Here is a 21455-nt window from a genome sequence, read left to right as displayed (position 1 = left end):
GCTTCTGGAGGCCGACGTGCCAGACGATCAGCGCCCCATCGCCAACGCCATTGACGAATCCTGCCAGCCTATCGCGGGTTCACGAAAGATCTATGTCACGGGATCGCGCCCGGACATTCGTGTCCCCATGCGAGAAATCCAACAGCATCCGACCCCATTGGCGGACGGAAAGTTCGAGGATAACCCACCGCTGTCGGTTTATGATACCTCTGGTCCCTATACCGACCCGGATACTCAAATCGACATCCGTAAAGGGCTGAATCCTATTCGGGCTGCCTGGATTGATGAGCGGGATGATACCGAGCAGCTGGCCGGGTTGACCAGCGAGTATGGCCGCAAGCGGGCCAACGACGTGGCCAAGGCCGGCCTGCGTTTTGAGCACACGCGCATTCCTCGCCGCGCCCGCGCCGGCAAGAATGTCAGCCAGATGCACTACGCGCGCCAGGGCATCATCACTCCCGAGATGGAATATATCGCCATCCGCGAAAATCAGCGGCTGCGTGAGCATCGCGAAGCGGGCCTGCCGGTGAACCAGCATCCGGGGCAGAGCTTCGGCGCGGCGATTCCGGCGGAAATTACCCCGGAGTTCGTCCGTGATGAAGTGGCTCGGGGCCGGGCGGTGATCCCCGTCAACATCAACCACCCGGAAATCGAGCCGATGATCATCGGCCGCAACTTCCTCACCAAGATCAACGCCAACATCGGCAACTCGGCGGTGACCTCTTCCATTGAGGAAGAAGTCTCCAAGATGACCTGGGCCACCCGCTGGGGCGGTGACACGGTGATGGACCTGTCCACCGGTGACAATATTCACGAAACCCGCGAGTGGATCCTGCGCAACTCGCCGGTGCCGATCGGCACGGTGCCGATCTACCAGGCACTGGAGAAGGTCAACGGCATTGCCGAGGACCTGACCTGGGAGATCTTCCGCGACACCCTGATCGAGCAGGCGGAGCAGGGCGTGAGCTACTTCACCATCCACGCCGGCGTGTTGCTGCGCTATGTGCCGATGACCGCCAACCGGGTGACCGGCATTGTCTCCCGCGGCGGCTCCATCATGGCCAAGTGGTGCCTGGCGCATCACAAGGAAAACTTCCTCTACACCCATTTCGAAGACATCTGCGAGATCATGAAGGCCTATGACGTGACCTTCAGTCTCGGTGATGGTCTGCGCCCCGGCTCCATTGCCGACGCCAACGACGAGGCCCAGTTCAGCGAGCTGCGCACCCTGGGCGAGCTGACCAAGATCGCCTGGAAGCACGACGTACAGGTGATGATCGAAGGCCCGGGTCACGTGCCCATGCACATGATCAAGGCCAACATGGATGAGCAGCTGGAGCACTGTGGCGAGGCGCCGTTCTACACCCTGGGCCCGCTGACCCTGGATATTTCTCCGGGTTACGACCACATTTCCAGCGCCATCGGCGCCGCCATGATCGGCTGGTACGGCACCGCCATGCTCTGCTACGTGACGCCCAAGGAGCACCTGGGCCTGCCCAACCGGGAAGACGTGAAGGAAGGCATCATCGCCTACAAGATTGCCGCCCACGCCGCCGACCTGGCCAAGGGCCACCCGGGCGCCCAGCTGCGTGACAATGCCCTGTCCAAGGCGCGCTTCGAGTTCCGCTGGGAAGACCAGTTCAATCTGGGGCTGGACCCGGACCGCGCCCGTGCCTTCCACGACGAGACCCTGCCCAAGCAGGCTCACAAGGTGGCGCATTTCTGCTCCATGTGCGGGCCCAAGTTCTGTTCCATGAAAATCAGCCAGGAAGTCCGCGAGACCTACGGCGACGGCAAGGCCCAGGTGCAACAGGCCGACGCCGAGGCCGGCATGGAAGAGAAATCCCGCGAATTCCGCGAGCAGGGCAGCGCCCTGTACCATGAGGCCCATGACTGATATCCGCCCGCCGTTCGGTCCGGAGGATGTGGAAATCCTGGAGCGGGAAACGCCGTTCCAGGGTTTCTTTCGCCTGGATACCCTGACCCTGCGTCACCGCCTCTATCAGGGCGGCTGGAGCGGGCCTATTCGCCGTGAACTGTTCGTACGCCACCGGGCCGCCGCCGTGTTGCCCTATGACGCCGATAACGGCCTGATTCTGCTGGTCGAGCAGTTCCGGGTGGGCGCGCTGGAATGGCGTGACAGCCCCTGGTGCCTGGAGCTGATTGCCGGCCTGGCCGACAAGGATGGCGAGAGCGCCGCCGACCTGATTCGCCGCGAGGCGGTGGAAGAGGGCGGCCTGACCCTGGGCGAGATGCTGCCGGTGACCCGCTACATGCCCAGCCCCGGCGGCACCAACGAGCGCCTGGAAGTGTTTCTCGGCCAGGCCGACCTGAGCCAGGCCGGTGGGTATTTCGGCCAGGCCGACGAGGGCGAGGATATCCGCGCCCTGACCGTGCCGGTGGACGACATCCCGGCGCTGTTGGACAGCGGCCGGATGGATAACGCCGCGTCCATCATCGCCCTGCAGTGGTTGCTGCTGCATCGCGAGCGTATTGATGCCCGCTGGAGGCGGCGGTGAGTCGGCGAAACCGCTACCGGTTGGATTTTCGCGCGCTGATGACACAGTGCGAGGAAAACTATGCCCGTCTGTTGCCGTTGATGAAGGCGCTGGGCGAGCGCGATGCCATGGATGTGCAGGTGGGGCATGACCATCACCCGCATACCCTGCACATGAAGGTGCTGGAGCGCTCTCCCTACACCACCACGGTACGCCTGGAGGACCAGGAGCTGCTGGCACACATGCCGGCACCGCGCCTGACTGTGCGCCTGTATCACGATGCGCGCCTGGCGGAAGTCACCGAGGCGCGGCCTTTCCGCCGCGTCAACGCCCGCTATGCCTACCCCAACCGGCATATGCATCAACCGGACGAAAAGGCGCAATGGAACCTGTTCCTGGCCGAGTGGCTGCGCCATCTACATGACCATGGCCGGGACAACAGCCAGGATTGGCGTCGCCGGGTCAGTGGCGGACAGTGAGACGCTCTTCCTAGAAAACTGCCATCATCTTGGTTATAAGTGAGGCTGTGACGTCTACGACGTCCATGGGGATGGGGCCCCAGAACCAAGAAAAAACGACATGGGAGCGGGGATCTTGACGCAGCAGTTGCAGCCCCTACGAATTGTGCAGTTATCGGACTGCCATCTGTTTGCCGATACCGAAGGCAAGCTGCTGGGGCTCAATACCCAGTTCAGCCTCGATCGGGTGCTGGATCTGATCCGCCAGGAGCAGCCCAACCCGGACCTGATCCTGGCCACCGGCGACCTGTCCCAGGATGCCTCCTTCGAGTCCTATCAGCGGCTGGACCAGGCCCTGGCCGGCTTTCCGGCGCCGGTCTACTGGCTGGAAGGCAACCACGACAAGCCCGCACCAATGCTCAAGGCGCTCAATTCCCACCACCATCGCATGAGCCCCTGCGTGCTGGATGTGGGCAACTGGACCATCGTCATGCTCGACTCCACCATCCCCGGTGAGGTCCCCGGTGAGTTGTTCGACGAAGACCTGAAATTCCTCGACCAGTCCCTGCGCGATGCCAAGGGCGATAACCTGATGGTGTGCCTGCACCACCACCCGGTGCCCATGGACTGTGCCTGGCTGGATACCCAGGTGGTCGGCAGTGCCGACAAGTTCTTTGAAGTGATCGACCGCCACCCGCGAGTCAAGGCCATCATCTGGGGCCATGTGCACCAGGAATACGACAGCGAGCGCAATGGCGTGCGCATGCTGGCGGTGCCAAGCACCTGCGTGCAGTTCAAACCGAAAAGCGACGACTTCGCCGTGGATGATGCCAACCCGGGCTACCGCTGGCTGGATCTCTACCCGGACGGTCGCATCGACACCGCCGTCAGCCGGGTGCAGGGCATCACCTTCGAGGTGGATTTCTCGGTGAAGGGCTACTGATTAATGGATAATTGAGAATTGATAATGGACAACGACGGCGGGGCTTGAGAGCCTCTTTTGTTATCAATTATCCATTCTCAATTATCAATCGGGTATCCACATGTCTGCCCCGCAAACCTCCCTCCTCTACATCCACGGCTTCAACAGTTCCCCGGCGTCCCACAAGGCGGGGTTGCTGCGGCAGGTGTTTGAGCAGGCGGGCTGCCCGCAGCGCTTGATCACCCCGGCGTTGCCGCCCTCGCCGAAGCTGGCCATGGCCGAGCTGGATGCGGCCATCGCTTCCGCCGGGCCGGTGGCCCTGCTGGGCTCCTCGCTGGGCGGTTTCTACGCCACCTGGCTGGCCGAGCACCATGATCTCAAGGCGGCGCTGATCAATCCGGCGGTCAGACCCTGGCGACTACTGGACAAATACACAGGTATCCAGCATAACTATCACACCGGCGAGGCCTGGGAGTTCGATCCGGCCTGGCTGGCGGAGCTGAAACGCTACGAAGTGGCGGATATCAGCCAGCCGGATAACCTGCTGCTGCTCACCCAGACCGGCGACGAAACCCTCAACTGGGAAGACGGCTGGGACTACTACGGCGATTGCCACCGCTATTGTGGCTTGGGCGGCAGCCACGGCTTTGATAACTTTGACGCCTTCATTCCGCTGATCCTGCGGTTTTGTGGTGTAAGTCTGACGTCGGACGTCTAGAAGTCTGACGCTACAAACTGTTTGTCAGTCGTCCGACACTTGACGTCAGACGTCCGACCCTGAAATCAAGACAATCTATGGCCAATAATTATACGTCCGAAAATATTGAAGTTTTGTCGGGCCTGGAGCCGGTGCGTAAGCGCCCCGGCATGTACACCGATACCTCCCGCCCCAATCACCTTATCCAGGAAGTGGTCGACAATTCCGTCGACGAGGCCCTGGCGGGGCACGCCAAGTCCATCAAGGTGACGCTGTTCAAGGATGGCGGTGTGGAAGTGGAAGATGACGGTCGCGGCATGCCGGTGGACCTGCACCCGGTGCAAAAGAAACCCGGTGTGGAAGTGATCCTGTCCACCCTGCATGCCGGCGGCAAGTTTTCCAACAACAACTACCAGTTCAGCGGCGGGCTGCATGGGGTGGGCGTGTCTGTGGTCAACGCCCTGTCGAAAAAGCTGGAGATTCTGGTCAAGCGTGATGGTCAGCTGCACCGCATGGAATTCGGTGACGGCGAGAAGCGCAGTGACCTGGAGGTGATCGACACCGTGGGCAAGCGCAACACTGGCACCAGTCTGCGCTTCTGGCCCGATGAAAAATATTTTGATTCGCCCAGGGTCTCGGTGCCGCGCCTGCGCCATTTGCTGCGCGCCAAGGCGGTGCTGTGCCCGGGCCTGCTGGTGACCCTGGATAACCAGGCCACCGGTGAAAGTGAAAGCTGGCAGTTCGCCGACGGGCTGGTGGAATACCTGCTGGAATCCAGCCGTGGCTGGGAGCGGGTGCCGGAGGAGCCGTTCGAGGGCGCCATGAGCGCCGAGACCGAAGCGGTGGACTGGGCGGTGACCTGGTTGCCGGAAGGCGGTGAGCTGATTCAGGAATCCTACGTGAACCTGATCCCCACCGCCCAGGGCGGCACCCATGTGAACGGCCTGCGTTCCGGCCTGCTGGATGCCATGCGCGAGTTCTGCGAGTTTCGTAACCTGCTGCCGCGGGGCGTGAAACTGACCCCGGAAGATATCTGGGACCGTGCCGCCTACGTGCTCAGCGTCAAGATGCAGGACCCGCAGTTCGCCGGTCAGACCAAGGAGCGCCTCAGCTCCCGGCAGACCGCCGCCTTTGTCTCCGGGGTGGTCAAGGATGCCTTCTCCCTGTGGCTCAACCAGCACACCGATGAAGCGGAGAAGCTGGCGGACCTGTGTATCAATAATGCCCAGAAGCGTTTGCGGGCGGCCAAGAAAGTGACCCGCAAAAAAGTCACCAGTGGCCCGGCCTTGCCCGGCAAACTGGCCGACTGCACCAGCGATGATCCGTCCCAGAGTGAAATCTTCCTGGTGGAAGGGGACTCCGCCGGCGGCTCCGCCAAGCAGGCCCGTGACCGGGTCTACCAGGCGATCATGCCCCTGCGCGGCAAGATCATGAATACCTGGGAAGTAGATTCCGGTGAAGTGCTGGGTAGCCAGGAGATCCACGATATCGCCGTGGCCCTGGGCATCGAGCCGGGCAACGATGACCTCAATGGCCTGCGTTATGGCAAGGTCTGCATTCTTGCCGATGCGGACTCCGATGGTCTGCACATTGCCACCCTGATCTGTGCCCTGTTCCTGCGCCACTTCCCGGCGCTGGTGAAAAACGGCCACGTGTTCGTGGCCATGCCGCCGCTCTACCGCATCGATGTGGGCAAGGACGTCTACTACGCCCTGGACAAGGATGAACGCGACGGCGTGCTGGATCGCATCAAGGCCGAGAAGAAGCGCGGCAAGGTCAACGTCACCCGCTTCAAGGGGCTGGGGGAAATGAACCCGTTGCAACTGCGCGAAACCACCATGGCCCGTGATACTCGCCGGCTGGTGCGCCTGTCAGTGAGCGGTGATGACGATACCCACCAGCTGATGGACATGCTGTTGAGCAAGAAGCGCGCCTCGGACCGCAAGCACTGGCTGGAAACCAAGGGCAACCTCGCCGAAATATGATTTTTAAACCACAGAGCACACCGAGTGCACAGAGAGGCAGGCCTTTCAGTGGCTTTGTGGCTCCGCTGGTTGCAGGCGTTGAGTGGTTTGTAATTTGATTTTTCCCCAGTGATCCCCGTGATCTCTGTGGTCAATAAAAAAGAGCTGAGACATGGCTGACGAATTTGAAAGTTTTCCCCTGAGGGAATACACCGAAAAGGCGTACCTGGACTATTCCATGTACGTGATTCTCGACCGGGCCCTGCCCAACATCGGTGACGGCCTCAAGCCGGTGCAGCGTCGCATCGTCTATGCGATGAGCGAGCTGGGGCTGAAGAACACCGCCAAGTACAAGAAGTCCGCGCGTACCGTGGGCGATGTGCTGGGCAAGTATCACCCCCATGGTGATTCGGCCTGTTACGAGGCCATGGTGCTGATGGCGCAGCCGTTCAGTTACCGCTACCCGCTGGTGGATGGCCAGGGCAACTGGGGCAGCCCGGACGACCCGAAGTCGTTCGCGGCCATGCGTTACACCGAATCGAAACTGGCCCCCTACGCGGAAGTGCTGCTCGCCGAGCTGGGTCAGGGCACGGTGGAGTGGGTGCCCAACTTCGACGGCACCATGGAAGAGCCCAAACTGTTGCCGGCGCGCCTGCCCAATGTGCTGCTTAACGGCACCACCGGTATCGCCGTGGGCATGAGCACGGATATTCCGCCGCACAACCTGCGCGAAGTGGCCAACGCCTGTATCCACCTGCTGAAAGATCCCGGCGCTTCGCTGGACGATCTGATGCAGTACATCCAGGGGCCGGATTTCCCCACCGAGGCGGAAATCATCACGCCGCAGAACGACATTATCCGCATGTACGCGGAAGGGCGCGGCACCCTCAAGCAGCGGGCCGTGTACGAGCGCGAAGAGGGTGACATCGTTATCACCGCGCTGCCCTACCAGGTGTCCGGTGCCAAGGTGCTGGAACAGATTGCCGACCAGATGCAGAAGAAAAAGCTGCCCATGGTCAGCGATCTTCGTGATGAATCCGACCACGAAAATCCCACCCGCCTGGTGGTGACGCCGCGCTCCAACCGGGTGGACGTGGCGCAACTGATGAGCCACCTGTTCGCCACCACCGACCTGGAAAAGAACTACCGGGTCAACCTGAACATGATCGGCATTGATGGCCGTCCGCAGGTGAAAAGCCTGGATACCATTCTCAACGAATGGTTGCAGTTCCGCATGGTCACGGTGCGGCGTCGCCTGCAGTACCGCCTGGACAAGGTGCTGGAGCGGCTGCACATCCTGGAAGGTCTGCTGGTGGCCTTCCTCAACATTGATGAAGTGATTCATATCATCCGCACCGAAGATGCCCCCAAGCCGGTGCTGATGGAACGCTTCGGTATTTCCGACCGCCAGGCGGAAGCCATCCTCGAACTGAAACTGCGCCACCTGGCCAAGCTCGAGGAAATGAAGATCCGCGGTGAGCAGGACGAGCTCAATGAAGAGCGCGAATCCCTGGAAGCGACCCTGGGCTCCATGGCCAAGATGAAAAAACTGGTGGCCAAAGAGCTGGCCGATGATGCGGAAAAATACGGTGATGAGCGTCGCTCGCCGCTGGTGGAGCGCGATGCCGCTTCCGCCCTGGACGAAACCGACCTGGTCAGCGCCGACCCGGTCACCGTGGTGCTGTCCGAGAAGGGCTGGGTGCGTGCCGCCAAGGGCCACGAGGTGGATGTGGAAGGCCTGAGCTACAAGGCCGGTGACAAGTACCTGGCCTCGGCGAAGGGTAAATCGAACCAACCGGTGTGCTTTATCGACAGCACCGGGCGCAGTTACTCCTTGCTTGCCCATACCCTGCCCAGTGCACGAGGGCAGGGCGAGCCGCTGTCCGGGCGCGTCAATCCGCCGTCCGGTGCCAGCTTCATGGCGGCGGTGATGGGCAAGGAGAAGGACGCCTTCCTGATGAGCACCGATGCCGGCTATGGTTTTGTAGTGCGCTATACCGACCTGCTGGCCAACAAGAAAGCCGGCAAGACCGTGCTGACCGTGCCCAAGGGCGCCAGGGTGCTGTCGCCGAAACCGGTGGGCTCCACCGAGGAAGACCGGATCGCGCTGATTTCCAACGAAGGCCGCCTGCTGGTGTTCCCGGTCAAGGAGCTGCCGGAAATGGCCCGTGGCAAGGGCAACAAGATGATGTCGATCCCCGGTGCCCGGGTGGCCGAACGGGTGGAGTTCGTGCAGGACGTCCAGGTGTTGGGCCCGGAGGATGCCCTGACCATCTATGCCGGCAAACGTCACCTGACGCTCAAGCCCTCGGACCTGGAGCATTACTACGGTGAGCGGGGGCGCCGTGGTGCCAAGCTGCCGCGCGGCTTCCAGAATGTCGATCGCATGAGCGTGGACAGCAAGGACGGGTAAGCGGCTTCATCGACGGACAGGGAAGGAAACGGATGGGCGTGTTGCGAGGGATAACCGGCAGTATCCTGCTGTTGCTCAACACTGTGGTACTGATCGGCCCCATGATGGTGCTGGCGTTGTTACGATTGCTGGTGCCGGGGGCCGCCTTCAAGGGCGCCTGCGCCCGGGGCGTGATGGCGATTGCCGAGACCTGGGCAGAAATCTGCAAGGCGATTTTTGCCCTCGTCACGCCCACCCGCTGGGATATCCGTTGTGATGAAGCCCTGAGCCGGGATACCTCCTACCTGGTGGTCTGCAATCACCAGAGCTGGGTGGATATTCCGGCACTGGTGCAGACCTTCAATCGCAAGACACCGTATTTCAAGTTTTTCCTCAAGAAAGAGCTGATCTGGGTGCCGTTCCTGGGGCTGGCGTTCTGGGCGCTGGATTACCCCTTCATGAAGCGCTACTCCAAGGCCTTTCTGGCAAAACACCCGCACCTGAAAGGCCAGGATCTGGAGATCACCCGTGCCGCCTGCGAGAAATTCCGCGGCATGCCGGTGACCGTGGTCAATTTTCTGGAAGGTACCCGGTTCACCGCCGCCAAGCATGACCGGCAACAGTCGCCTTACCGGCACCTGCTGCGGCCCAAGGCCGGTGGTGTGGCGTTCGTACTGGCGGCCCTGGGCGACAGCCTGGATGCCCTGCTGGATGTGACCGTGGTCTACCCCGGCGGCCGGACGCCCGGATTCTGGGATCTGCTGTGCGGGCGTGTGCCACGGGGGATCGTGGATGTGCGCACCCGGAATCTGGATGCGGCCCTGTGGCAGGGCGATTACCAGAGTGACCCGCAGGCCCGGGAGCGGGTACAGCGGTGGGTCAGTAACCTCTGGGCCGAGAAGGACAGGCGGCTGGCAGACCTGTCCCGGGACTGACGGTCATGGGCTTGTCATGAGTATCTGCTATTTGCAAATGCGAACACTTCTCATATAACATTCAACTCCCGCTAACCTTTTCACCGCAGGGTCGTTATGCCTGATGATCTGAGCCATGTCGTTTCGTCGTCCCTGGGCAAGGTGCGGGTGGGAGCCCGCGGCATTGTCATGGGGCTGGATATGGCCGGTCGCGACGCGGATCTGGAGCGCCTGTTGCTGGAAATCGGCTTTGTCGAAGGCGCCCGTGTGGAAGTGCTCCACGAAGGCCCCTTCGGCCGGGATCCCATTGCCGTACGCGTGGATGACATGCGTGTCGCGTTGCGTCGCCGCGAAGCCCTGGCGGTGCTGATACAACCGGACCAAGAGACCTGAATTTGTGGATGCCGCTGTCGATCTGACCCGCCTTGCCCTGGTGGGCAACCCCAATTGTGGCAAGACCGCGCTGTTCAACGCCCTCACCGGCAGCCGCCAGAAGGTGGCCAATTACGCCGGTGTGACGGTGGAGCGCAAGGCCGGGCTGTTCACTACCCCCGCTGGCCGGGCCGTGCATATTCTTGACCTGCCGGGCACCTACAGCCTGCGGGCGCGCAGCCCGGACGAGCAGGTGACCCGGGATGCGGTGCTCGGCCAGCTGGCCGGGGAAAGCGAGCTGGATGCCTTTGTTTGTGTGGCCGACGCCACCAACCTGCGGCTGATGCTGCGCCTGGTGCTGGAACTCAAGCAGATCGGCCGGCCCATCGTGCTGGCCCTGAACATGTACGACATCGCCCGCCGCCAGGGCTGCGAGATTGATGTGGCGAGCCTGGCCCGGGAGCTGGGGGTGCCGGTGGTGCCCACGGTGGCGGTCAAGCGTGATGGCACCCGAGCCCTGCTGGATGCCATTGATGCCCTGCAGGTGCAGGCCGACGTGCCGGCCAGTCAGTGGCAGGAGCCGGATGCCAATGCGGTGCGCGCCACCCACAAGCAGGTGGAGCAGATCCTCGCCGACTGCGTCCGCGTGCCTGACAATGCGGATCGCTTCACCACCCGGGTGGACCGCATTCTGCTCCACCCGGTGGCCGGTCTGCTGGTGTTGTTCAGCGTGCTGTTCCTGATGTTCCAGGCGGTATTTACCTGGGCGGCGCCCCTGATGGACATGATCACCGTACTGTTTGACGGCGCCGGCGCTCTGGTCCAGCAGGCGCTGCCCGCCGGCATGCTGCAGAGCCTGATCTCCGACGGCATCATTGCCGGGCTCGGTGGCGTGCTGGTGTTCCTGCCGCAGATCATGATCCTGTTCCTGTTCATCATCCTGCTGGAAGATTTCGGCTACATGGCCCGGGCCGCCTTCCTGATGGACAAGCTGATGGGCCGTGCCGGCCTGCATGGCCGCGCCTTCATCCCCCTGCTGTCCAGCTTTGCCTGTGCCATCCCCGGCATCATGGGCACCCGGGTGATCAGCAGCTGGCGTGACCGTCTGGTGACCATTCTGGTGGCGCCGCTGATGACCTGCTCGGCACGGATACCGGTGTATACGCTGATCATTGGTGCCTTTATTCCGCGCGGCAAGGTGGCCGGCGTGATTGATCGGCAGGGGCTGGTGATGTTCGGCCTGTACGCCGCCGGCATCGTCAGTGCGCTGGTGGTGGCCATGGTCATGCGGCTGTTCTTCTGGAAGGGCGAATCCGAGCCTTTCATCATGGAGCTGCCCGGCTACAAGATTCCCGATGTGCGCAACGTAGTGCGGGGCGTGTTGCAGCGTGGTCAGATATTCCTGCGCCGCGCCGGCACCATCATCTTTGCCATGATGGTGGTGATCTGGTTCCTGAGTACCTTCCCCGGTGCGCCGGAAGGCGCCACCGAGCCGGCCATCAATTATAGCCTGGCCGGTATCATCGGGCATGCCATCGAGCCCCTGCTGGCACCCATCGGCTTCAACTGGCAGATCGCCATTGCCCTGATCACCGGTATGGCCGCCCGGGAAGTGGCGGTGGCCGCGCTGGGTACCGTCTATGCGGTCAGCGGTGAGGAAACCGGGGGGGCGCTGGGCGCGCTGCTGGCGGCGCAATGGTCGCTGCCGGTGGGCCTGTCTTTCCTGGCCTGGTATATCTTTGCCCCCCAGTGTGCGTCCACCCTGGCGGTGGTCAAGCGCGAGACCAACTCCTGGCGCTGGCCACTGTTCATGTTCGGCTACATGGTGACCCTGGCTTACGCGGCCTCCTACTTGGTCTACCATGGCGCCATGATGTTGTTCGGAGGCTGATATGTGGCAGCAACTGATCACCTATCTGATCGTGGCGTTGAGTGCTGCCTGGCTGGTCTGGCACCTGTTCCTGCCCGCCGCCCTGCGTCAGCGCCTGCGCCCCGGCAAACCGGTGGCCCAGGGCTGTGGCAGCGGTGGCTGCAATGACTGCGCCACCGGCTGTGCGCCGACGGGCGCGCAACCGGTGGTGATCAAGCCGGCGCCCCGGCGTTAGTGTTGCCTAGAAGTTGAGCGCCAGCGCCACGTAGGGACCACCCATGGTCAGGTTCGTATCCATGTTGTTCAGGTCATCCAGCGTTAGCTGCATGTGGCTGTAACCCAGCTCCACCCCCAGCAGAAAATCAGAGCGCCAGCCCAGCCGCACGTTGTAATCATTGAGGCTGTTGCCGTCGTAGCCAATGGCATTGAGCTCGGCACCGGCATAGACGCCGGGAACCGGCAGGTCGGCTTTCACCGCGGCGTACAGCATCGGCAGGGTGATATCGATGTCCTTGGCGGTCTTGGCCGCCACGCTGTTGAGATCCAGCGTGCCGTCCACCTTGCGCACGGTCAGCCCCAGATCCAGTTTCAGGGCATTGTCGATGGGCGAGTAGTAGAGGGTGCCGTCCAGCATGTTCAGGTCAAAGTCCGAGTCCACGCGGGTATTGGCGACGAACTGTTTGCCATTGAAGGTGAAGCTTTTGCTGATGCGGTTGCTGGCGGTGTCTGACAGGTCCATGTACCGCACCCGCATGTTGGGCACTACCGGTACCGCATGCTCCACGCCAACATAGAACACCGACTGGTCCGCCTTGTCGAAGCCCAGGTCGTCACGCACATCCACATCCCGGTTACCGGCGTTGAAGTCCCCTTCCATGGTCGCCTGCCAGCTGTAGGCGCCGCCGTAGATATTCAGTCCCGGCGCCGCCTGGGCCAGGGGTGTCGCAAGCAGTAGCAGTGGCATCAAAAAACGTTTCATGGCATTCCCTGTTGTCATTTGCTGTCGTCATTGTCTAACCCTGACACCAAGCCCCGGCGATTCTGTTAATATGGCGGCAAATACACCCGCAGCGCCGGGCCTTGGCTTCCGTGTTCAAGGTACTGCCAAACGTGATGGTTTCCTATGTTTCTTGATGAAATGCCCGGTCAGTTTCGCTACCCCGAGCCGGAGGATGCGGAAGATCGGGAACTGCTGGCGGATATCCAGCGCAAGGGTTGGCACCATTTTGCCGTGGCCGGTGGCGACGGGCAGCCGGGTTACACCTTCAGCGTCGGCCATTTCCTTAACCAGAATCACCCGGAGCTGATCGTGGTGGGCCTCAAGGACAGTCTGGCCAGCCGCCTGCTGGACAGTGCCGCCATCCGTATTCGCGGCCTCAACAAGCCCTACCAGCCCTACCGGCTGTACGGGGATATTGCCGATGGCCTGGAAGTGATGTTTCTGCCGGTGGCATTTCCCCATTACAAGGAATACCTGGGCTTTGCCAACTGGTTTTACCAGAGCCTGCCGGCACCGTATCCGGCGTTACAGATGGTCTGGCCGGACCCGAAAGGCGTGTTCCCCTGGCAGCCGGGTTACGATGCGCGCTTTCATCGTGCCCAGCCGTTACTGGGGCCGGCGCCGGCCTCGCCCCTGATGCAAAAATCCCGTTGAACCCGAGCGTAGAGAGAATCCTCCGATGGCCAACTCCCTGCAGCAACAACTGATGAAATCCGGCCTGGCGGACGCCAAGAAGGCCCGCCGCGCCAAGCAGCAGAAACGCGAAGACGCCAACAAGGCCAAACGTGGCGAAATCGAGCTGGACGATCCCGCCGAGCGGGCTCGGCGCCAGCGGGCCGAGCAGGCGGAAAAGGATCGCCAGCGCGAGGAGCAACGCAAGGCCGAACGCGAGCAGAAGGAAATCGCCGCCCAGATTCGGCAGATGACCGAGCAGAGCCGGCTGGACCGCCAGGCCGGGGATGTGCCGTTCCAGTTCGTGCAGGACAAGAAGATCAAGAAGGCCTATGTGACCGCCAAGCAGCAGAATCAGCTGGAGCGCGGGCAGATTGCCATTGTCGCCCTGGATGACAGCTACGAGCTGGTGCCCACGGTGGTGGCCGAAAAGATCCGTCAACGTGACGAACAGGCGGTGCTGTTCCTGGCCGAGCGCAACAGCAATGATGTGGACGAGGACGATCCCTACAAGGACTTCCCGATCCCCGATGACCTGATGTGGTGAAAACCCGATGACCGAGTCCCCCGCGCCCCGTATAGGTACCCGCCAGTCCCTGGAAGTGTTGCGACGTGTACGCAATGGCCTGTTGCTGGATGGTGGCCCCCTGGGCGACGTGCTGTTGCCGGAACGGGAGCTGGACGATGACACCCTGGCCCCCGGCGACAGCCTGATGGTGACGCTCTACAGTGACGGCCAGGGCCGGCCCATGGCCAGCCTGCGCACGCCGCGGGTGCAGCGGGGTCAGGTGGCATCGTTGAAGGTGGTGTCCACCAGCAAGCTGGGTGCCTTCCTGGACTGGGGCATGCCCAAGGATCTGCTGCTGCCGTTTTCCGAGCAGCGCGGCCCGGTCCGTGAAGGCGGCTGGGCACTGGTGATGGTGACCACCGACCGGGAAGGGCGGCTGCTTGCCAGCGCCCAGCTGGACCATTTTCTCAAGGACACCTGTGACGCCTACCAGCAGGGCGACGAGGTCTCGCTGGTGGTGTCCCACAATACCGACCTGGGCTGCAAGGTGGTGGTGGACCAGCGTTACTGGGGCATGATCGCCGCCAGCGAACTGCGCGCGCCGCTACGCCCTGGCCAGCGTGTCACCGGCTACGTGGGCCGGCTGCGCCGTGACGGCAAGCTGAGTCTGTCTCTCAATGCTCCCGGTGCCGCCAAGCGCGACGGCCTGGCCGACCAGATCATGGCGGCCCTGGAAGCGGCCGGTGGCTCGCTGGCACTGAGCGACAAAAGCAGCCCGGAAGATATCTTCGCTGCCTTCCGTTGCAGCAAGAATGCCTTCAAGCAGGCCATCGGCGGGCTCTACCGTGCTCGCCGCCTGATTATCGAACCGGGCCGTATCCGTCTGCCCTGAAATATCTACGCACTTCCCTCAGGCATTGATGCGCCGCAGTAACTCGGCAATCTCTCCGGCGTCCTCTTTGCCCAGGGCCATCAGCACCGCGCCGCTCTGGCCGCGGGTCTCAATGGTGATCATGTCCCAGATCAGTCCCTCCCGGTGACTGAAACCGGCGATTTTTTCAAAGCGCAGAATTTCGTTGCTGCGGGTCAGGCCGAACAGGGCCGGGGTGGTGACGATCAGACGGTCGGTTTCAAAGGCAATGGTTTGCGGCAGAAAACTCAGTCGAATCAGCAAGCATCCAGCCACTGACGCGGCAAAGCGCCGGGGCTCGATATCCAGCACCGTGGCGTCTTCCACCAGCGGCGTCTGGCACCATCCGCACAGACGAGCCTGGGGGCGGTTATGGTTGGCGCATTGTGGACACTGCAGGCCATCGATACGGGTATGGCAGTGCTGGCATACCTGGGCGGCGGCGGCAATCTCGCCACCACATTCAAAGCACAGTTTCTGTTCCATGACGATCTCCCTCGCTGCCAGCACATTATCGCGCCAGCCCCTTTTGTAAAAGTGTGAGCCCGGTGAACGGCGGGGTCATCATCTCTGTCATAATGACGTGCGGGCAATCTGGCCCGCATGGATGAAAGAACAAACAAGGAGTCACAATGAACGCTCTGCATCGTGGTGTAATCGGGGTCTCTCTGCTGGCCATGTTGTCCGGCCCGGCCCTGGCCTTTGATCTGAAAAGCATGACCGACTCCGCCAACAAGGCGGTGGATGATGCCTCCAAACAGGCGACGGGTGCCATGGACAGTGCCAGTGACAAGATGTCGCTGACGCCGGAAACCCAGGGTATGGTTGATAGCCTTACCAGCCAGCTGGGGGTGACCCCCAAGCAGGCCGCCGGTGGGGCCGGTGCCATGCTGGCGCTGGCGCAAAACCAGCTTTCCTCCGACCAGTTCAGTGCCATCACCAGCAAGGTGCCGGGCCTGGGTGCCCTGTTGGGCGGCGGTGACGGCTCCTCCAGCCTGACCAGCTCCATGCTCAGCAAGGTCACCAGCCTGAGTGGTGTGAAGAGCGCGTTCAGCGCGCTGGGCCTGAGCCCGGAAATGGTCAGCCAGTTTGCCGGCCCGATGCTCAATTATCTGGGCAGCCAGGGGGTGGGTGGCACCGTGCTGAACAGCCTGAAAGGCCTGTGGGGTGTCGCAGCCTGAGACGGCGGCCGTGGCATGGGTGCCACGGCGCCACCGTTGTGATCAGCGTGCGGCGGTATAACGCTGGCGCTGTTCACCGGGCTTGCTGAAGACCCACTGCCACAGCTGAATGTCACGGGCCTGGAAGGCCCCGGCACAGCAGTTCAGATAATAGCGCCACATGCGGTAGAAGCGCTGGTCGTAGCGCTCCTGCAGCTGTGGCCAGTGACGGCAGAAATTGTCGTCCCAGGCCCGTAGGGTGGTGGCGTAGTCCGGCCCGAAGTTGTGCACGTCCTCCGGTACAAACCAGGGCTCCGCCGCCCGTGAAATCTGACGAATGGAGGGCAGCTCGCCGTTGGGGAAGATGTACTTGTCGATCCAGGGATCGTGGCGGTGGCTGTTGAAATTGTTGCCGATGGTGTGCAGCAGCATTAGTCCGCCCCGCTTGAGCAGGCGGGCGTTGTGTTTCATGAAGGTGGCGTAGTTCTTGCGGCCCACATGTTCGAACATGCCCACGGACACCACCCGGTCGAAGGTCCCCTGTACCTTGCGATAATCCTGTAACTCGATGTCTACTGGCAGATCCCGGCAACGCTGCCGGGCCAGGCTGGCCTGTTCTTCGGACAGGGTGACCCCGACGCCCCGGATGCCGTAGTGCTGGCTGGCATGGTGCAACAGCCCGCCCCAGCCACAGCCGATATCCAGCAGCGTCATGCCCGGTTCCAGTTGCAACTTGCGGCAGATCAGATCCAGCTTGTTGTACTGGGCCTGTTCCAGGGTGTCGGCATTGCGCCAGTAGCCACAGCTGTAACTCATGGACGAATCGAGCATCGTCTCGAACAGATGGTTGTCCAGATCGTAGTGCTGCTCGGCCACCTTGGTGGCGCGGCTAAGACTTTGCCGGTTGAAGATCGCCTGCCCCAGCCATTGCAGCACCACCTGCCAGCGCGCCTGACTGACACTGTCGCCACCATGGCGCAGCAGGCGGTAGAAGAACTGGTCCAACGCCTTGCAGTCCCACCAGCCATCCATATAAGACTCACCCAGACCCAGCGAGCGTTGCAGGGCGATGCGTGACAGGGTGCGAGGGTGATGGATCTGCATGTCCCAGGGGCGGGAGCCGTTGATGCGGATATCCGCGTTGGCCAGCATCTGCTGGACCCTGGCCGGCAGGCCGCGTGTTTGCTGGTGTGCATCCAGAGGTTGTGATTGCAGTCCCGACATGACGCCTCCTTGCAGGGATAAGGCGCGGCATCAGCGCAGAGGCGCGTGGCGCCGCGCGTTGCAATGTATCGCAATCTGGCAGGGCGACTGGCTGGCTGCCCTTCAGGGCTGTTTTCCAACAGCCTGCTACCTGTCTAGCATAACGGTCGGGTAAAAAACTGTGATCCCGGTCGGCCGCCCGGTAACGGGCGAGGACAGGCCTCTTCATTGTTGTTTCACGGCATGCTCACGGGCAACAAAGGCCGGGCTATGTCTGTGATCGGGATTTTTTATCACGGTATGTCGGGCGTTATTCCAGCCCCAGATGGCGGAACCAGCACTGGCGACCGGCCAGAATGAAGTCCGGCATCAATTTGACCAGTTGTGCCCGCGGGGAGGTGCCGGCCAGGCTTTGGGGTAGCAGCGGGTCGGTATTGAGGGCGCGGATGCTGGCCCGGCCCAGCTGCAGAAAACGCCGACAGCTTTGCTTGTCCTGGGGGGCGGTTTTCTTCATCAAGTCCTTGATCTGCCCGTACACGTCTTCCAGCAACCGGTGGCGCTGTTGAACGCCCCATAAGGCGGGCTTGGGCGCCAGCGAGATTTGGGAGGCCTTGGCCAGCACGGTATTTTCGTGCATGCCCAGTTCGCTGAGTTCGGACCATAGTTCATCGAAGCGGTTTTTCAGGTTGGCCGGGCGCAGGAAGATATCCCGCCGGGCTTCCCGGAAGCCCCGTTGCAGCAGGGCGCGCTCGTGCTGGCGCCAGAGGCTGCGCTGGGCCCGTGGCACCAGGGCGGTGCTGGCAATCCACCAGTGCCCTTTCCACTGGTCGATGTCGTGGTCCAGCTGCATCTGCCAGCGCATCTGTTCCCGGGCCCAGGGGCTGTGCAGGGTCAGCTTCCATTCGCCCCGCTGTGGGCTGTGCAGCAGGTCCTGGGCGGCCAGGCGGCTGATGGCCACGCGGATGGCGCCGGGCTTGAAGCCCATCAGTTCACCGCCGGTCGCCAGCGCCGGGGTCGGCATGCTGCGCCCGCCGGCGGCACTGAGAATATCCAGTACCACGGTTTTCGGGGTCAGCCGTGACAGGGCCTTGATGGACAATGGAACCGGTTGTGGATCAGTCAACGCCGTTACCTCAGCAGGCAATCAACGGAGCACCAGTTCCTTTAGTCGGTCCGTTTTTATGTGTGTGACCGGGATTCAGTCCCACCCGGCCAGCACCAGTTTACCAATGGTACTGGCGGATTCCAGTCGCCGATGGGCGGTCTTGAGATTGCTGGCGTTGATGGGGCCAAGCCCCTCGCTAACGGTGCTGTCGATGGTGCCGGCGTCCACCAGCTCGCTCAGTTGCGCCAGAATGTCGCCCTGGCGCTGCATCTGGCTGGCGAACATGGCGCGGGTGAACATGAACTCCCAACAGAAGCGGGCGCTCTTGGCTTTCAGCGGATTCAGGTCGAGCGGCGCGCGGGCATCGACAATGCCGCAGATGCCGCCCAGTGGCGCAATCAACTGACATACCGACGGCCAGTACTCATCCGGCTGCTGGGCCAGCAAAATGGCATCCACCTGCTCCAGCCCCAGTGATGCCAGCTGTTCGGGCAGCGGCTTGCGGTAATCGACAATGGCATCGGCGCCCATGGCCTGGCACCAGTTGGCGGAGGTTTCCCGGCCGGCGGTGGTGATTACCCGCAGGCCAAAATGCCGGGAGGCCAGCTGGGTGGCGATGGAGCCCACGCCACCGGCGCCGCCGATGATCAGCAGGGTTTTGCCGCTGTCTTCACCGGGTTTGAGGCCCAGTTGATCTTCCAGTGCTTCCCAGGCCGTCAGCGCGGTCAGGGGCAGGGCGGCCGCTTCCTGCATGCCCAGTTTTCTGGGCATGAGGGCCACCAGCCGTTCATCCACACACTGGTACTGGGCGTTGCTTCCCTGGCGTTGCATGGCGCCGGCATACCAGACCCGGTCGCCGACACGGAAATTCTTCACCTCGGCGCCCACCGCTTCCACGCGGCCGGCGGCATCGTAACCCAGTACCCGGTAGCCGGGTTGCTCCAGCGGGCGCTGGCGAATTTTGGTGTCCACCGGATTGACGGAGACCGCCTGCACTGACACCAGCAGATCCCGGGGGCCGGGGGTGGGCAGGTCCAGCTGGATGTCCTCCAGCGCGTGCACGTCTTCAATGGCTCTGGGTTGATTGAAACCAACGGCTTTCATGGGGCCCCCTTGTCGGAAACGCTGTCTGTGCGATTTTCATTTGGCACAACCGGAAGGGCAGACTATGCCACAGTAACGGTTTTATCGTCTTGCGGCGGTGCCGACAAAGGCCCATTTTGTGCTGCGGATATCGGGAGAGAGGAAGACAACAATGAAGTTCGAGGAATACCGGAAATTTGATGCCACTGGCCTGGCAGCGCTAGTCAGCAATGGCGACATTACCGCCGGGGAGCTGCTGGAGCTGGCCATTGCCCGCGCCGAGCAGGTCAACCCGGCGCTTAATGGTCTGATTATCCCTCTCTATGAGCAAGCCCGTGAGCGGGCCGGCCAGTCACTCGGCGGGCCCCTGGCCGGGGTGCCCATGCTGGTCAAGGATCTGTTCCAGGAAATGGCCGGCGCACCGGATTACCAGGGCAACAAGGCCCGTCGCAAAAACGATATTCGTGCCGAGCAGGATTCCACCCTGGTGGCCCGCTGGAAGGCCGGCGGGCTGGTGCCGTTCGGGCGCACCAACACGCCGGAGTTTGGCGCCAAGGGCATCACCGAGCCAGAGTCCTTCGGGCCCAGCCGTAACCCCTGGAATACCGATCATACCCCCGGCGGTTCCTCCGGCGGCTCGGCGGCCATGGTGGCAGCCGGTGTGGTGCCGGTGGCCGGCGCCAATGATGGCGGTGGCAGCATCCGCATTCCGGCGGCCTGCTGCGGGCTGTTCGGCCTCAAGCCCGGCCGTGGCAGAACCCCCTGGGGGCCCACCTTCACCGAGGCCATGCATGGTATCTCGGTCAACCATGCGTTGACCCGTTCGGTGCGCGACAGCGCACTGCTGCTGGACCTGACGCACGGCGACGAATGCGGCAGCCTGTTCCATATCGCGCCGCCGGCACAGAGCTATCAGGTGGCCGCGGCGACCCGTCCGGGCAAGCTGCGCATCGGCTATACCAGCCGCTCGCCGCTGGGCACGCCGGTGGACCCGGAAGCGGTGAAGGCGGTGGAAAACACCGTCGCCCTGCTGCGTGAGTTGGGCCATGAGGTGATCGAGGCCGAGCCGCAAATGGATGCCCGACAGATGTGTATGGACTGGCTGAATATCTGGTTTGGTCAGTGTGCGGCCACCGTGGATGCGGTGCGCGAACAGACCGGCTGCGGCAATGAGGGCTTTGAGCTGGATACCCTGGCCATCGCCGCGTTCGGGCGCGCCACCCCGGCTCATGAATACGTCAAATGCCAGGCCCGCTGGCAGCAGTACATGATCGCCCTGGATACCTTCCTGGCACAGTACGATTTCTGGCTGACGCCGACCCTGGCCATGCCGCCGGCACGTATCGGCGAGATGGACACCCCGGGCTGGCAGCAGAGTGCGCTGAAAATGTTGCTCAAGGTCGGTGGCGAAAAACTGTTGATGAAAACCGGCATGATCGAGCAGATGGCACTGGAAAACTTCAAGTACATGCCGTTCACCCAGTTCGCCAATGTCACCGGTGTGCCGGCCATGTCGGTGCCACTGCACTGGTGCCAGAACGGCTTGCCATTGGGCGTGCAGTTTGTCGGTGGGCATGGCGATGAAGGCAAGCTGTTGTCACTGGCTTCCCAGCTGGAGCAGGCAAAGCCCTGGTTCGACCGTGTGCCGATGACGTGATTGGCCGTTGCCAAAAGAAAGCCCCGCTCAGGGCGGTAATGCCGTTCAATTAAGCTCAGGGTGTCTGTGG

The 21455-nt window shown here is 62.4% G+C and carries 21 protein-coding genes; 16 read left to right on the top strand and 5 right to left on the bottom strand.

Features of this window, described 5'->3' with window-relative positions; translation table 11 throughout:
* Positions 1-16 precede the first annotated feature (16 nt).
* The 11 genes from thiC (at position 17) to A11A3_RS00900 (ending at position 12322) form a co-directional block, all read left to right on the top strand.
* The gene (thiC, locus tag A11A3_RS00950; protein ID WP_040296578.1) at positions 17-1897 is read left to right on the top strand and encodes a phosphomethylpyrimidine synthase ThiC; all 1881 of its coding nucleotides are present in this window, start codon (positions 17-19) and stop codon (positions 1895-1897) included.
* Positions 1890-2519 (top strand): NUDIX domain-containing protein, encoded by a 630-nt coding sequence (locus A11A3_RS00945; protein ID WP_008927379.1) that lies wholly within the window; start codon positions 1890-1892, stop codon positions 2517-2519. Before thiC ends, A11A3_RS00945 begins: the two co-directional genes overlap by 8 nt.
* Positions 2516-2977 carry a DUF1249 domain-containing protein gene (locus A11A3_RS00940; RefSeq protein ID WP_008927378.1) on the top strand — a complete coding sequence of 154 codons (462 nt, stop codon included), beginning with the start codon at positions 2516-2518 and terminating at the stop codon, positions 2975-2977. Before A11A3_RS00945 ends, A11A3_RS00940 begins: the two co-directional genes overlap by 4 nt.
* Positions 2978-3077: 100 nt before the next feature.
* Positions 3078-3899: a 3',5'-cyclic-AMP phosphodiesterase gene (gene cpdA / locus A11A3_RS00935; RefSeq protein WP_008927377.1), complete on the top strand. Its 822-nt coding sequence runs from the start codon at positions 3078-3080 to the stop codon at positions 3897-3899.
* 100 nt (positions 3900-3999) lie between these two features.
* Positions 4000-4596: a YqiA/YcfP family alpha/beta fold hydrolase gene (locus A11A3_RS00930; RefSeq protein ID WP_008927376.1), complete on the top strand. Its 597-nt coding sequence runs from the start codon at positions 4000-4002 to the stop codon at positions 4594-4596.
* 77 nt (positions 4597-4673) lie between these two features.
* Complete coding sequence (gene parE, locus A11A3_RS00925; RefSeq protein ID WP_008927375.1) at positions 4674-6560, top strand: DNA topoisomerase IV subunit B; 1887 nt, start codon at positions 4674-4676, stop codon at positions 6558-6560.
* Positions 6561-6711: 151 nt separating this feature from the next.
* Positions 6712-8952, top strand: coding sequence for a DNA topoisomerase IV subunit A (gene parC, locus A11A3_RS00920; RefSeq protein WP_008927374.1), 2241 nt, complete (start codon positions 6712-6714; stop codon positions 8950-8952).
* Between the two features lie 32 nt (positions 8953-8984).
* Positions 8985-9866, top strand: a complete 882-nt coding sequence (yihG, locus tag A11A3_RS00915) for a 1-acylglycerol-3-phosphate O-acyltransferase, YihG family (RefSeq protein ID WP_008927373.1) — start codon at positions 8985-8987, stop codon at positions 9864-9866.
* 96 nt (positions 9867-9962) lie between these two features.
* Entirely contained in the window at positions 9963-10238 is a 276-nt protein-coding gene (locus A11A3_RS00910) for a FeoA family protein (protein WP_008927372.1), read from the top strand.
* Positions 10239-10242: 4 nt separating this feature from the next.
* A complete protein-coding gene (gene feoB, locus A11A3_RS00905) occupies positions 10243-12108 on the top strand; it encodes a ferrous iron transport protein B (protein ID WP_008927371.1) in 1866 nt (621 codons plus the stop codon).
* Position 12109: 1 nt separating this feature from the next.
* The gene (locus A11A3_RS00900) at positions 12110-12322 is read left to right on the top strand and encodes a hypothetical protein (RefSeq protein WP_008927370.1); all 213 of its coding nucleotides are present in this window, start codon (positions 12110-12112) and stop codon (positions 12320-12322) included.
* A 6-nt stretch (positions 12323-12328) separates the two neighbouring features.
* On the opposite strand, the gene A11A3_RS00895 is transcribed toward A11A3_RS00900, so the two are convergent.
* Positions 12329-13066, bottom strand: coding sequence for a TIGR04219 family outer membrane beta-barrel protein (locus A11A3_RS00895; protein WP_008927369.1), 738 nt, complete (start codon positions 13064-13066; stop codon positions 12329-12331).
* Between the two features lie 144 nt (positions 13067-13210).
* On the opposite strand from A11A3_RS00895, the gene A11A3_RS00890 reads away from it, so the two are divergent.
* From A11A3_RS00890 to A11A3_RS00880, 3 genes are read left to right on the top strand one after another with little or no spacing between them, the layout of a single operon-like run.
* Entirely contained in the window at positions 13211-13741 is a 531-nt protein-coding gene (locus tag A11A3_RS00890; RefSeq protein ID WP_008927368.1) for a DUF4262 domain-containing protein, read from the top strand.
* 25 nt (positions 13742-13766) lie between these two features.
* Complete coding sequence (locus A11A3_RS00885) at positions 13767-14306, top strand: DUF2058 domain-containing protein (protein WP_008927367.1); 540 nt, start codon at positions 13767-13769, stop codon at positions 14304-14306.
* A 7-nt stretch (positions 14307-14313) separates the two neighbouring features.
* Positions 14314-15159 (top strand): CvfB family protein, encoded by an 846-nt coding sequence (locus A11A3_RS00880; protein ID WP_008927366.1) that lies wholly within the window; start codon positions 14314-14316, stop codon positions 15157-15159.
* A gap of 18 nt (positions 15160-15177) precedes the next feature.
* Here the strand turns inward: A11A3_RS00880 and A11A3_RS00875 are convergent, their stop codons facing one another.
* Entirely contained in the window at positions 15178-15663 is a 486-nt protein-coding gene (locus A11A3_RS00875; protein ID WP_008927365.1) for a double zinc ribbon domain-containing protein, read from the bottom strand.
* 146 nt (positions 15664-15809) lie between these two features.
* Here A11A3_RS00875 and A11A3_RS00870 point away from each other — a divergent pair, with 146 nt between their 5' ends.
* Positions 15810-16358 (top strand): DUF2780 domain-containing protein, encoded by a 549-nt coding sequence (locus A11A3_RS00870; protein ID WP_008927364.1) that lies wholly within the window; start codon positions 15810-15812, stop codon positions 16356-16358.
* Between the two features lie 42 nt (positions 16359-16400).
* On the opposite strand, the gene cfa is transcribed toward A11A3_RS00870, so the two are convergent.
* The 3 genes from cfa to A11A3_RS00855 all read right to left on the bottom strand — a co-directional run bounded on the left by cfa (position 16401) and on the right by A11A3_RS00855 (position 19749).
* Positions 16401-17561, bottom strand: coding sequence for a cyclopropane fatty acyl phospholipid synthase (gene cfa / locus A11A3_RS00865; RefSeq protein WP_008927363.1), 1161 nt, complete (start codon positions 17559-17561; stop codon positions 16401-16403).
* 289 nt (positions 17562-17850) lie between these two features.
* Positions 17851-18663, bottom strand: coding sequence for a hypothetical protein (locus A11A3_RS00860; RefSeq protein WP_157375198.1), 813 nt, complete (start codon positions 18661-18663; stop codon positions 17851-17853).
* Between the two features lie 75 nt (positions 18664-18738).
* A complete protein-coding gene (locus tag A11A3_RS00855) occupies positions 18739-19749 on the bottom strand; it encodes a zinc-binding alcohol dehydrogenase family protein (protein ID WP_008927361.1) in 1011 nt (336 codons plus the stop codon).
* A gap of 151 nt (positions 19750-19900) precedes the next feature.
* Between A11A3_RS00855 and A11A3_RS00850 the strand changes: the two genes are divergently transcribed.
* Positions 19901-21385 carry an amidase gene (locus tag A11A3_RS00850; RefSeq protein ID WP_008927360.1) on the top strand — a complete coding sequence of 495 codons (1485 nt, stop codon included), beginning with the start codon at positions 19901-19903 and terminating at the stop codon, positions 21383-21385.
* Positions 21386-21455 lie beyond the last annotated feature (70 nt).

The sequence above is a fragment of the Alcanivorax hongdengensis A-11-3 genome (assembly GCF_000300995.1).
In the GTDB taxonomy this organism is placed as follows: domain Bacteria; phylum Pseudomonadota; class Gammaproteobacteria; order Pseudomonadales; family Alcanivoracaceae; genus Alcanivorax; species Alcanivorax hongdengensis.
Note: the sequence above shows the minus strand (reverse complement) of the source record. Positions and strands in the feature narration are given on the sequence as shown.